Annotated in this window: 14 protein-coding genes; 11 read left to right on the forward strand and 3 right to left on the reverse strand. The window is 26.7% G+C overall.

The window, feature by feature from the left end:
• Window positions 1-95 precede the first annotated feature (95 nt).
• Window positions 96-758 carry a thiamine diphosphokinase gene (locus EG240_RS09295; protein WP_125019119.1) on the forward strand — a complete coding sequence of 221 codons (663 nt, stop codon included), beginning with the start codon at window positions 96-98 and terminating at the stop codon, window positions 756-758.
• Here EG240_RS09295 and aroC read toward each other — a convergent pair.
• Window positions 755-1798, reverse strand: a complete 1044-nt coding sequence (gene aroC, locus EG240_RS09300; RefSeq protein ID WP_125019120.1) for a chorismate synthase — start codon at window positions 1796-1798, stop codon at window positions 755-757. The genes EG240_RS09295 and aroC overlap by 4 nt on opposite strands.
• A 483-nt stretch (window positions 1799-2281) precedes the next feature.
• On the opposite strand from aroC, the gene EG240_RS09305 reads away from it, so the two are divergent.
• Entirely contained in the window at window positions 2282-2815 is a 534-nt protein-coding gene (locus EG240_RS09305; RefSeq protein WP_125019121.1) for a hypothetical protein, read from the forward strand.
• A gap of 63 nt (window positions 2816-2878) precedes the next feature.
• Here EG240_RS09305 and EG240_RS09310 read toward each other — a convergent pair whose 3' ends face one another.
• Both EG240_RS09310 and EG240_RS09315 read right to left on the reverse strand, forming a co-directional pair.
• On the reverse strand, window positions 2879-3358 hold the full coding sequence (locus EG240_RS09310) for an Lrp/AsnC family transcriptional regulator (protein WP_125019122.1): 480 nt from the start codon (window positions 3356-3358) through the stop codon (window positions 2879-2881).
• A gap of 82 nt (window positions 3359-3440) precedes the next feature.
• The gene (locus tag EG240_RS09315; RefSeq protein ID WP_125019123.1) at window positions 3441-4595 is read right to left on the reverse strand and encodes a M14 family metallopeptidase; all 1155 of its coding nucleotides are present in this window, start codon (window positions 4593-4595) and stop codon (window positions 3441-3443) included.
• 123 nt (window positions 4596-4718) lie between these two features.
• Between EG240_RS09315 and rlmF the strand changes: the two genes are divergently transcribed.
• The 9 genes from rlmF (at window position 4719) to EG240_RS09360 (ending at window position 12274) form a co-directional block, all read left to right on the forward strand.
• Window positions 4719-5627 carry a 23S rRNA (adenine(1618)-N(6))-methyltransferase RlmF gene (gene rlmF, locus EG240_RS09320; RefSeq protein WP_125019124.1) on the forward strand — a complete coding sequence of 303 codons (909 nt, stop codon included), beginning with the start codon at window positions 4719-4721 and terminating at the stop codon, window positions 5625-5627.
• 469 nt (window positions 5628-6096) lie between these two features.
• Window positions 6097-7728 (forward strand): S41 family peptidase, encoded by a 1632-nt coding sequence (locus tag EG240_RS09325; RefSeq protein ID WP_125019125.1) that lies wholly within the window; start codon window positions 6097-6099, stop codon window positions 7726-7728.
• A 189-nt stretch (window positions 7729-7917) separates the two neighbouring features.
• Window positions 7918-8301, forward strand: a complete 384-nt coding sequence (locus tag EG240_RS09330; protein ID WP_125019126.1) for a hypothetical protein — start codon at window positions 7918-7920, stop codon at window positions 8299-8301.
• 179 nt (window positions 8302-8480) lie between these two features.
• Window positions 8481-9047 (forward strand): DUF4919 domain-containing protein, encoded by a 567-nt coding sequence (locus tag EG240_RS09335; RefSeq protein WP_125019127.1) that lies wholly within the window; start codon window positions 8481-8483, stop codon window positions 9045-9047.
• Window positions 9048-9067: 20 nt separating this feature from the next.
• Window positions 9068-9307, forward strand: a complete 240-nt coding sequence (locus tag EG240_RS09340; protein ID WP_125019128.1) for a hypothetical protein — start codon at window positions 9068-9070, stop codon at window positions 9305-9307.
• A gap of 302 nt (window positions 9308-9609) precedes the next feature.
• Window positions 9610-9954 (forward strand): XAC2610-related protein, encoded by a 345-nt coding sequence (locus EG240_RS09345; protein ID WP_125019129.1) that lies wholly within the window; start codon window positions 9610-9612, stop codon window positions 9952-9954.
• Between the two features lie 16 nt (window positions 9955-9970).
• Window positions 9971-10702: a hypothetical protein gene (locus EG240_RS09350; protein ID WP_125019130.1), complete on the forward strand. Its 732-nt coding sequence runs from the start codon at window positions 9971-9973 to the stop codon at window positions 10700-10702.
• A 14-nt stretch (window positions 10703-10716) separates the two neighbouring features.
• Window positions 10717-11268, forward strand: a complete 552-nt coding sequence (locus tag EG240_RS09355; protein ID WP_125019131.1) for a GNAT family N-acetyltransferase — start codon at window positions 10717-10719, stop codon at window positions 11266-11268.
• Window positions 11269-11281: 13 nt separating this feature from the next.
• Window positions 11282-12274 carry a WG repeat-containing protein gene (locus EG240_RS09360; protein ID WP_125019132.1) on the forward strand — a complete coding sequence of 331 codons (993 nt, stop codon included), beginning with the start codon at window positions 11282-11284 and terminating at the stop codon, window positions 12272-12274.
• Window positions 12275-12276: the final 2 nt, after the last annotated feature.

Below are 12276 nucleotides of genomic sequence, written 5' to 3' on the forward strand. Positions count from 1 at the left end.
TTCTTAGAGTGAATATAAATACTTTTTAATTTTTAATATAACTTTAAAAAAAACTCTTAGCCTCGTGCAAAAGATATAACTCATTAATTTAAAAAATGTCTTCACATCATATTGTTCGCGACGATCAAGAACCTGCATTAATAATTGCAAATGGAGAATCTTGTAACAGAGAATTATTAGATCAATTGCTTGAATGGTCACCACTTGTAGTTGTTTTAGATTCAGCTATTGAACGTGTTATCGAACTAGGAATAAAAATTGATGTTTTGATTGGTGATTTTGACCGTGATTTTGATTTTGAAAAATATAAAGATTTGCAATTCCCAATTGAAATTGTAAAAGTCGAAGATCAAAATTCTACTGATTTAGACAAAGCTTATAACTATTTGATAGAAAGAAATATTCCAGCTGCAAATGTTGTTTGGGCAACTGGTCGCAGAGCTGATCATACAATCACAAACTTAACAAATGTTATAAAATTTAAAGATAAATTGAAGATCGTTTTATTAGATGATTATTCAAAAGTATTTTTACTACCGAAATCATTTAAAAAATGGTATCCGAAAAACACTCCTATATCATTAATTCCACTAGGAATCGTAAACGGAATAACAACAAATAATTTAGCGTATTCTTTAAAAAACGAATCTTTAGAAATTGGTTTTAGATCAGGAAGCAGTAATCATGTTTCTGAAGATGGAATAGTCGAAATTACATATACAAAAGGTTTTTTATTGATGATGGAATGTTTTGACTAGATAATAAAATCAGCCAAAACCAAAGCAGCCATGGCTTCAACAATTGGCACGGCACGGGGTAAAACACAAGCATCATGACGTCCTCTTCCTTCAATTTCTTTTAATTCACCTAAAACAGAAAGCATTTCTTGTTTTTGAAGCAACGTTGCAACAGGTTTGAATGCAACACGGAAATAAATATCCATTCCATTGCTTATTCCTCCTTGGATTCCACCTGAATAATTTGTTTTTGTAGTTCCATCAACATTGAAATAATCGTTATGTTGGCTTCCAAACATAGTTGTACCGTCAAAACCACTACCAAATTCAAAACCTTTAGAAGCATTGATACTCAACATTGCTTTGGCAAGTTCTGCTTCTAAACGATCAAAAACAGGATTTCCTAAACCAATTGGAACATTTTTAATAACACATGTAATAATTCCACCAATTGTATCGCCATTTTTCTTTAAATCTTTAATTAAATTTTCCATTTGGTTCGCAACTTCAAAATCGGGACAACGAACATCATTTGATTCTATTAATGTTAAATCTAATTCATTATAATTTTTAGTAAGAGAAATATTACCTACAGAAGATACATAAGCTTGAATTGAAATCGAATTAATTATCTGCTTAGCAATTGCACCACCAACAACACGACAAGCTGTTTCACGTGCAGAACTTCTTCCGCCACCTCTAAAATCACGATAACCATATTTTTGCTGATAAGTAAAATCTGCATGACTTGGACGGAAAAAATCTTTTAAATGATCGTAATCCTGTGACTTTTTATTTTCATTAGGAATCATAAAACCAATTGGAGTACCTGTGGTTTTACCTTCAAAAATCCCAGAAAAAAACTGAACCTTATCTGATTCTTTACGTTGAGTTACAATTTTAGATTGACCCGGTTTTCTACGGTCTAATTCAGTTTGAATAAAATCTAAATCAATTAAAATTCCAGCCGGACAACCATCTATCACTCCTCCTATTGCATCTCCATGAGATTCACCAAATGTTGTAAGCTTAAAATTCTTCCCAAACGTATTTCCTGACATATTCGTAATTTTTACTTCAAATTTAATGATAAAATAAAAAGCTATCAATAAATGATAGCTTTTATTTAGTAAACAACAAACAAACTTTGTCTCAATACAGACAAAAATTTAATAAAGATGACTAATTGAGTAATAATCCTTAGCAATATAGTTATTTTATTTAACAATTACATAAATATTAAAAGTTTTTTTTGAATAAAACATTATTGTAAGAAAATTTAATTATTATTTTTATAATGAGTGTAATATTGAATACAAATTTAATTTTCAAAAGAAAACATACTGAAAACTAAAAATAATTAATTTAATTATTTTCTAATTAAAACAACAAATGTTAAATCAAATTAAAACCAAGCTAATTAATGTTAAAAAAAACTAATTTTTAAAACAATAAATTACTTTTGTATGATCAAACCAAAAAACACATTGAAAATTTAACCTGATTAAAAAAAAATCTATAGTGAATTTCTAAATAAATTATTAATGGAACAGCTTTCAATGTTAAACAAATTAGCTCAAATTGAAACGAATGGGAAATTACTTCCATTTTCACCTTACTATATTATATTTTCAGATGGAAGAATTTATTCTTTGCGTTCTAATAAATTTCTTAAAAAAGTAAAAAGTGCTGGAAAAACATCAGAAAAATATTATTACACATACGATTTAGGCGCATCTGGTAAACATTTAGTTACACGACTTGTAATGTTTGTTTTTGGAAAGCATAAATATAAAAACATTATTGAAATGCCTAAAATCACTTTAAAAAACAATGATTTAGAAGATTTAAGTATTTCTAATTTAGAATTTGTAACTCAAAGTGAAATCAACAAAAAATATGACATTAAACCAAGTGAAAAATGTTATTTAAATAATAATAATCAAAAAATTGATGAAGATCAAATTGAGATTATCAAAGATTTACGTAATCAAAATATATCTTTAAAACAAATTGGACTAAAGTATAACACTTCCGAAATGTCAGTACATCGTTTTATAAAAAAATATCAATTATAATTTTTGAAATAAAGCAAAAAAAACCATTCAATTGAATGGTTTTTCGTTTTTATAAAACATTTATTACATATCTTTAAAGATAGTATGCATTAAACGTTTTTTATCGTTGATACTTTCTTCTAACGAAATCATTGATTCAGTTCTGTAAACTCCATCAATATCATCAATCATGAAAATAACTTCTTTTGCATGTCGCGTATTCTTAGCTCTAATTTTACAGAAAATATTAAATTTACCTGTAGTTACGTGAGCAACGGTTACGAAAGGAATATCATTGATTCTTTCTAAAACGAATTTAGTTTGTGAAGTATTATGTAAGAAAATTCCAACATATGCAATGAAAGAATAACCTAATTTTTCATAATCTAAAGTCAAAGATGAACCTTGAATAATTCCTGCATCTTCCATTTTTTTCACACGAACGTGAACTGTTCCAGCTGATATCAACAATTTTTTAGCGATATCTGTGAATGGAACTCTTGTATTATCAATCAACATATCTAAGATCTGGTGATCTATCTCATCTAAACGAAATTTACTCATAAAACTTTTGTTTTTTTATTCTTATTTCTGAATGCAAAAATAAAACTTTTGTTGAAATAATTTAAAGAAAAAGCAATCTTTTTTAATATTTTAATAAATAGTTAACATCAAACACTCCATTTTCTGTTCTTTTAAGGTTCATTTCATTCAATAAATCGCATATATCTGCATTTCTAGTTATTTCAAAATCAGACGCATCGACTTCTAAATAACCAAATTGATGATTTTCTATCAATTCATTATCAAAAATAGGAATAAACGAAATTTCCTCAGATTTTAACACTTCTTTGTATTGAATTCCTAAATTTCGTATTGAAATATTTTCCTCTGTTTTAAACTTAATATCTCTTAATAAAATATCGTTAATCAATTTTTGGTTTTCGGGAATCTTGAAATAATCTTGAATATCCTGATTTATATAGGAAAGTTCTTTAATTGAAAAAAGCGCTTTTAATAAAGCTACAAAAACAATTTTTCTAGTTTCTTCTCTTTGATAATCTTTAGGAAAATGTCCTGCTTCAAACAAAATAGTTGGAACACCAAGATTCGTAAAGCGATCGCCAATACAGTTAAGATTAAATGCGTCATCAAAACGTCCAATTTGATTTGGAATGTATTTAGAAACTTCAACATTCATTTCACAAATAACTTGCATAGCCGTTTTTCTAACTTCATTGATTTCTGTTTCCTTATTATAAGAAGGAGCTAGAAAAGAAATTGTAGCAGGAATGTTCTTGTTTCCAGCTGCAAATAATGTACGTTGATCGTGCATATTAAAAGCAAAATCAGGTTTAAATTCATCAAAACATCTTCTAAGAAGTTGACTTTCTGGTTGTGATAAATCAACAGAATCACGATTTAAATCAACTTGATTTGCATTTACACGTGTGTAGGCTTCTGCACCATCTGGATTTAAAATCGGAATTATAAAAATCGTGAAATGTTCTAAAATTGATTTTGCTTCTTTAGTATCTGAATTCAAAAAATATAAAAAATCAACAATCGCTTTTGTTGTCGTGCTTTCGTTTCCGTGCATTTGTGACCACATATAAACTTTAGTTGAACCTGAACCAATTTTTAAAGAATAAATATTTTTATCAAGAACAGATTTTCCTTCAACATTCAAATTAAAACTTTTTGGCAAACTTTCTAAAAGAGGTAAAATATGTTCATTAGTTAAATATCTTCCTTTAATAGTTGATTGCAAACTTGATTTAGCGATTTCTAGCAGATTCATAAAACAAATATTTTTACAAAGATACGATTTGCTTTTTTTGAGGATTCGTTTTAATTCTTAAAAAATCAATTACCAATCAAATAAACCATTAAAATGAATTAATTTTGCAGAAATATCAATTATATGAAAGATTTAAATCAAACCAAAAAGAAGTTACATCCTAGAAACAGACATCATAAATCGTATGATTTTGAGAAACTAATCAAATTTGTTCCAGAATTATCTTCTTATTTAAAAAAGAATCCTTCAGGTATTGATACGATTGATTTTGCAATTCCAGAAGCTGTGGTTTTATTAAACAAAGCTATTTTGATGAGTGAATATAAAATTACGTTTTGGGAAATGCCAAAAACGAATCTTTGTCCACCTATTCCTGGAAGAGCAGATTACATTCATTATATAGCGGATTTGCTTGCAGAAACAAATAATAATCAAATTCCAACAGGTAAACGTGTGAAAATTTTAGATTTAGGAATTGGCGCAAATGCGATTTATCCAATAATCGGAGTTGCAGAATATGATTGGGAATTTATTGGTTCTGAGGTTGATAATGATTCTATAAAAACAGCAAAAAACATCATTGAAAACAATCCTTTCTTAAAAAATAACGTTACAATCAGGAAACAAGAAAATAAAAGAAATATTCTAAAAAATATTATTCAAGAAAAAGAATATTTTGATGTTATAATTTGCAATCCTCCTTTTTTTAAATCAAAAGAAGAAGTTTTATCTAAAACTAGTCAGAAACTTAGAAATTTAGGTAAGGAAATTAATGGTAAACCTGTACAGAATTTTAGTGGACAAAATAATGAACTTTGGTGTGAAGGTGGTGAAAAAGCTTTCATCACAAATTACATTTATGAAAGTAAACATTTTAAGACACAAGCAATTTGGTTTACAACTTTAGTTTCTAACAAAGAAAATTTGAAACCTTTACAAAATTTGCTTAAAAAAGCTGAAGCAAAAGAAGTTAGAATCATAAATATGGAACAAGGAAATAAAATAAGCCGAATTTTAACTTGGAAATACTAAGAAATAAAAAGGAAGTGATTTTTTACACTTCCTTTTAAAAAATAACTAATAATTAGATTGATGTTCTAATTTCATAAAAATGAGAAAAATTGACAAATAAACTTTATTTGAAAACTTAAACAGTAAAAAATAAACAACTAATAAAAACTGTTTAATTATTTTCTCAATTTTAAATAAGTGGTTGGTTAGGCCTGTTATTTAAAAACTTTCTAAACATAAAATATAAACAACAACATTTTTCTATCTTTAGAAATAATTACATGACAAATATCGAAAGAATAAAAACACTAAAACATCCCCGTTTTCAGGTATATTTAATTTATTTTTAACAATTAAACACCCAAACAAGAATACCTTTTTATCAAAAAATCAATAACTAGATAAAAAAATTAACAAATTCACTTTACTGAACCTATAAATTTTACAGTTTCTCATATTATTTTTATTTTGTTTATATTTGAATAAAACGATGAAAAAAATATCCTTTGTTTTACTTTCAATTGCTTTAATTGGATGCGCTTCTGGTAAAAAAAACAATCTTCGAATGAACACAGAACTTTCTGTTGATGAAATGAAGAAAGATGTAAAGTTCGTGGAAAGAAAATTATTTAATATGCATCCAGATGTAGATTTGTACATCTCAGAAGAAGCGTTGCATAAAAAATTCGATAGCCTTTCTAAAACGATTACACAACCATTAAAACCAAATGATTTTTATTTAAAAATAGCTCCAGTTGTAGCTTCTGTTCGTCAAGGTCATATGAGTTTGAATTTATTAAACGAACAACTTGAAAAAACAAATAAAAAGAAATATAAAGGAAGTAAATCGCCTTTGTCACAGTTTGATTTTTTATGGAATGATGGAAATCTTTATGTTTTAAAGAATAATTCTAAAAATAAAGAAATTAAAGAAGGTTCTATAATTTTAGATATTAACGGAATCTCACCTCAAAAATTCTATGAGAAATACAGACCAACCATTACTTCAGATGGTTTAAATGAAACGTTTATTCAAAAATGGTTTGGTCGTAAAGTTACAAGTTATTATGCATCTGAAATAGGAATTGTTGATTCATTGACAATGAAAATTAATTGTTCCGATTCTATTTCGACACAAACTGTGCATCGTATTTTCAAGAAAGAAGTTAAAAAATCTAAAACTTCAAATAAATCAAAAGCTGTAAAAGATTCTACAGCAATTGTAAAAAATGATACTTTAAAACCTATTAAAAAAATTCTTACAAAAGAACAACGTAGTGCACAAAGAGATAGTTTAAAACTTCTAGCCAAAAAAGATAGAATTTACGGATACAATAAACCAAAAAATGAATACTCAATTAATTTATCCTATCCAACTAAAGATTCTAAGTTTGCCGTATTGAAAGTCCAAAGCTTTACAGGAACAAAATATAAAAAAGCCTACAAAGCAATTTTTAAGGAAATCAAAGAAAAAAACATTCAAAATTTGGTTCTGGATTTAAGAGGTAATACCGGTGGACGAGTTACAGAAATCAATGAGTTATACTCTTATTTAACAAAGGACGAAAAATTTACTTTATTAAATCCTACGGTTGTAACATCGAAATGGAAACTTCCATATTATATGCACGCCGGACGTTCGGCTTTACATTATTTGTTGCTTTCTCCTTTTTATGTAATTCAATCTCCAATAGTATTTTTTAAAACAAAAAAAGGTAAAGACGGAAAATTTTATTATAAATTAGAGGAAGAGAAAAAATATAAACGAAAAGAAAATTATTATGATGGAGAATTATTTGTTTTAACTGATGGTTTATCATTTTCTGCTGCTTCTATAATATCTTCAAATTTAAAAGGTACAAAAAGAGCCACGTTTATTGGAAATGAAACAGGCGGAACATACAATGGAACAGTCGCTGGAAGATTACCAATCTTAACACTTCCTAATTCGAAATTAAAATGGCGCTTAGGTGTTATGAATATTAGTCCGTCAGAACAAACAGATGAATTTGGTCATGGAGTTCGACCTGATGTAGTATTAATTCCAACTACAGAACAAATCATAAATAAGGAAGATCCAGAATTGGATTGGATTTTAAATAAACTTGAAATTCAAAAATAAAGAATGGAGCATTTGCTCCATTTTTTTTACTTTCATATTAAAATGCCAAAAATAAATTCAAAAACTGAACAATAAAATTCTTCAATTAATATATCTATTTTTTGTTTAAAAATACGTAAGTTAGTATAGTTATAAAAGACAATAATTAAATATTGTTTTATTTACTAACATAATAATTGAATTTTTCTTATGAAATCATTAAAATTTATACTCTTATTTTTAGTTTTTACAATGCTTGCTTCTTGTAGCGGTTCCGATTTTTATAAAGGTTTATGGAAAGCAAAAGACTCAAACGGAAACCAAGTTCAAATAAATTTTGAACCAGAATCATTTTCTGTTAAGGATACTTTAGGAAATTCTCGGGAATATAATTACACTCAAAATTCAATTAAAACTTCTAATTCTATAAAAACTTATGGAATAAAACTTTCTGATGGTAGAGGTTATCAGATAAATTTTCCGAATACTACGACTGATGATGTTGCCTTAATAATGGACGAAAAAGGAAAAGTGATTTATACAATAAGTCGTAATGAATATATCGTCTATGAAGATATTTACAAATTGAATTAATCAAATACTTAAATATTTTTTAGTATTTATCATTTAGTTTTTCATCAAGCTTTTTTCCGTTGTAAATTAATTTAAAATAAAACCATGTCAAAAAAAACAGTAAACGATTCATAATTAGTATTTGTTTTATCTTGATTTGTTTTGTTTCAATCGCTCAAAAACATAAATCTGACGAATTAATGAATCCTAATGAAAAATATGCAAATTATGTTATCAAATTAAAATCGGGACAAACAAACATAGATTATGCAGATTTCAGAACTGTATTTTCAATGAGTGAAGAATTTATGAACCAAGATTTAAAAAAATCAATGCTTGAATCATTAAATGAATTATTAAGTACAAAAACGGATAACAATGACAAAATCATTGAACAATGTTATCAGATTTTGGATGTTGATTACACAGAAATTGGTATTCATTATTTATTAAGTGAATTTCTATTAGAAAGTAATAAAGAAACAGAATCGCTAAAACACAAAGAGATTTCAACAGGACTTAAAGATTCTATTTTGAAAAGTGGAGATGGAAATTCTTGTAAAACGGGATATCATGTAATAAAAATCTCCGAAATATTTGATATTTTAAACTTTATGAACGCGGAAGTGATTAGTAAAAAAAACAATTTTTCAAAAGATGGTATTCCTTGTTATGAAGTCAAAGCCAAAATTAATGGCAAAACGAAAAAAATATACTTTGACACAACTGTTATGATGGGATACATTTTACTGAAAGACAGTGAATAACATTTTATACATGCAATGCTATGAAAATTTATTGGTTTCTTATTTTAATTGGCTTTTTCTCAAGTACAAGCTTGTTCTCGCAAACCAGCTATAAAGGTTTTGTAGATAAAAATCCGTATGAAATGTTAATAGACATAAAATCAAATAGTTCTCCAATAGCAACTTTTGTAGATACAGATAAAGATGAACCTTTTTCAATTTATGGTCAAATAGAGAATAACACTTTAATCTTTATAGAAAAAGATCAATTAAAAATGTAATATTTAAAATTGAATTTCAAGATTTCGATATCAAACAAATAAAAGCCAATGGAATTTGGCAAAATTATAAGACGAATGAACAATACAAAATCGACTTTACTCAAATATTTAATTTAGAAGTAGATCAAAGCAATTCGTTAGTTAATCGAGATATTATTCAATCAGTTACGACAAATAATCATTATTTTAAATTACAGATTGTAAATGATTCAATTACATCGAATTTATATGTTTCAGCAGTAAAGATTTTTGAAAAGAAAACGGATAAATTTATTCAAAAATTAGATGTAAAATGCCAATTTATGGGGTTTTATGGTTTTATCATAAATGATTTCAATTTTGATGATGAATTAGATTTTTCAATTTTTGAAGGATCATATTCTGGCACGAATACTACAAGTTTATATTTTCTATACAATAAAAAAACTAATACATATTTTGAGAGTGGAATTTATGGTATAAATCTTGAATTTGATAGTGAAAACAAACGAATCATAGAATATAATCAATGTTGTGCAGGAGGTAAACAAACCGAAATTACTTACAAACTCAGAAATAATAAAATGATTTTGGTTAAGAAAAAATGTTTCGTTTGGGATGAAGAAGAGCTTGATATTATAGAAAAAAAATGGAAAGAATGTAAATAAAATAATTTAAGATTTAATGAAAAAAATTACAATCGTAAGTTTAATTATTTTGACTTTATTTTCTTGTGAAAAACAAAAAAATGAAACTTTAATCGAAGAAAAAAAATCGCTAATTATTGAATCAACTGAAACAATTACAGAAACCGAAATTGTATTCCCAAAAACTGGTAAAAAATCAAAAGATTTCCTTCCGAAATCTAATACTTATGAAATTCAATATGAAACTAAGGGAGATTTGAATAATGATAATTTAATAGATGTTGCCATTGTACTTAGGAATTTAAAAGACAAAACCGCAGAAAGACCAATTTTAATCTTGCTTCAAAACGATGATAGAACTTTTTCATTAGCAAAATTATCAACGATTGCAATGCCTGAAGAATTTTCAGATGACAACTTTAAAAATTATGATTCAGAAAGCATTGAAATAGAAGATGAAGTCCTGCAAATCAATTTATATGGTTCGGGTGGTTTGGTTGGGAATTTATTTAGTCATTATAAATTCATCGAAAACGAAATGGTTCTTATTTACATTGAAACATATAATGTTGGAGCTGGAAGTTGGCAAAATTTATATTACGATTTACAAAAAGGAGAATTAATTGAAGAAATTACAAACACTATGTCTGAAGATATGACAACAAAAGATAAAACATTTAAAGTCAATAAAGAGCATCATTTATTTGATAATGCTGTTCCGAATGATATAATATTCAATACTTTAAATAGTAGTGAAAGTAATTGGTAAAAAAGCAAATCGTAATGAAAAATAAATTCGAAACAAAAGAAATCGTTTTAAAAAACAATGCGAAAATTATAATAAGAGAAGCTCAAATATCCGATGCAGAACAACTTTTGGCATGTATAAAAAAATACATTTCTCAAAGTGATTATATACCTAAATACGAACATGAAATAAAATTGACAATTGAGCAAGAACGCGATTGGATTCAGTCATTTATGACCTATAATAATTCATTGCTTTTAGTTGCGGAATTTGATAATGAAATCATTGGAAACATCGATTTAACAGGTTCTCGCCGTCAAATGATGGAACATACAGCAGTTATTGGAATGGGAATGTTGGCAGAATGGCGAAATATTGGTTTGGGTTCTGCCCTACTTAACGAAATTATTTGTTGGTCAAAATCAAATCCTATTTTAGAAATCATTTGGCTTCAGGTTTATGTGCAAAACGAATTAGGTTTGAATTTATATCGAAAAATGGGATTTGTAGAAAGCGGAACTATCAAGAATTTTTTCAAAAAAGATGGCACTTATTTCGATAACCTTACGATGATTTTAAACCTTTAATTAAATAAAAACTATGCGAATCAATTATTTGAAATTAATTATTATTTTCTTATTTATGAATAATATCACGATAGCTCAAAACTTCATCAAGCCTTTTGAAGACAAAATAAATTTCAATTTATTAAGCGAAACCGTTTTATTATCCGATTCAGAAACTTATGTAAAAAGTGAAAAATCGAAAGAAAATTCTAAAAATTTATTTTATTATTATAGTAATAAAACCAAGAAAAAAATAATAAAAGAGGGTTTTGAAATGGCATATCCTTTTGTTGGAAAGACTGCAATTGCCAAACAAAACAATCATTGGATATTAATCGATTTAGAAGGAAAAGTCGTTTACCATTCAAAAAATGAAACTGCACCCAATTTTAGTTCGTTTGAAAAATTTATACTTTTTGAATATGGGAAAATAGTTTATAATTTAAAAACTGGAAAAAAAGAGAATGGTTATATTTATTGTGCTGAGCCATCTTCGCCAAATTATTTTATCAAAGAATTAGATAACGGAAAATTTATATTCATAAAATATAATTTTATAAATAATAATCAAGAAGAAATTTTCAATACTGAATTTGATTCAATTCATAAACAAAATTTTTTGATGTTTGAATACAATGACAATCTTTTGATTCTAAAGAAAAACAATAAATATGGGATTTCGTTAGCAAATGGAAAAGAAATAACTGAGATTAAATACGATAAGGCAGCTTTTATAGGTAACTATGTTATGCTTTACGAAAATAAAAAATGGAATTATTATCTATTTGAAAACAAAAAATTAAATCTTATTCTTACATCAGACATAAAATGCGAAGATGCAACCTATCAATCTAACGTAATCGGAGTTTTTGAATCTGATAAAAAATTCAATTTACTAAAAACAGACGGTCAAATTCTTAACAAGTATTTCGATTATATCAGTTGGGATGGCACTTTTGGTATAAGTGGTGATTCTGTTTATATTTTTGATAAAAACGGCGATTACCAGCTGTATTTTTCTAAATAGAA

The sequence above is a fragment of the Paenimyroides tangerinum genome (assembly GCF_003865405.1).
Taxonomy (GTDB): Bacteria; Bacteroidota; Bacteroidia; order Flavobacteriales; family Flavobacteriaceae; genus Flavobacterium; species Flavobacterium tangerinum.

Coding starts and splice junctions, on each gene's coding strand:
- EG240_RS09340 (WP_125019128.1), top strand. CDS start 9,068: ATGAAAATTTATTGGTTTCTTATTTTAATTGGCTTTTTCTCAAGTACA.
- EG240_RS09350 (WP_125019130.1), top strand. CDS start 9,971: ATGAAAAAAATTACAATCGTAAGTTTAATTATTTTGACTTTATTTTCT.
- EG240_RS09355 (WP_125019131.1), top strand. CDS start 10,717: ATGAAAAATAAATTCGAAACAAAAGAAATCGTTTTAAAAAACAATGCG.
- EG240_RS09305 (WP_125019121.1), top strand. CDS start 2,282: ATGGAACAGCTTTCAATGTTAAACAAATTAGCTCAAATTGAAACGAAT.
- EG240_RS09295 (WP_125019119.1), top strand. CDS start 96: ATGTCTTCACATCATATTGTTCGCGACGATCAAGAACCTGCATTAATA.
- aroC (WP_125019120.1), bottom strand. CDS start 1,798: ATGTCAGGAAATACGTTTGGGAAGAATTTTAAGCTTACAACATTTGGT.
- EG240_RS09315 (WP_125019123.1), bottom strand. CDS start 4,595: ATGAATCTGCTAGAAATCGCTAAATCAAGTTTGCAATCAACTATTAAA.
- EG240_RS09325 (WP_125019125.1), top strand. CDS start 6,097: ATGAAAAAAATATCCTTTGTTTTACTTTCAATTGCTTTAATTGGATGC.
- rlmF (WP_125019124.1), top strand. CDS start 4,719: ATGAAAGATTTAAATCAAACCAAAAAGAAGTTACATCCTAGAAACAGA.
- EG240_RS09360 (WP_125019132.1), top strand. CDS start 11,282: ATGCGAATCAATTATTTGAAATTAATTATTATTTTCTTATTTATGAAT.
- EG240_RS09330 (WP_125019126.1), top strand. CDS start 7,918: ATGAAATCATTAAAATTTATACTCTTATTTTTAGTTTTTACAATGCTT.
- EG240_RS09310 (WP_125019122.1), bottom strand. CDS start 3,358: ATGAGTAAATTTCGTTTAGATGAGATAGATCACCAGATCTTAGATATG.
- EG240_RS09335 (WP_125019127.1), top strand. CDS start 8,481: ATGAATCCTAATGAAAAATATGCAAATTATGTTATCAAATTAAAATCG.
- EG240_RS09345 (WP_125019129.1), top strand. CDS start 9,610: ATGGGGTTTTATGGTTTTATCATAAATGATTTCAATTTTGATGATGAA.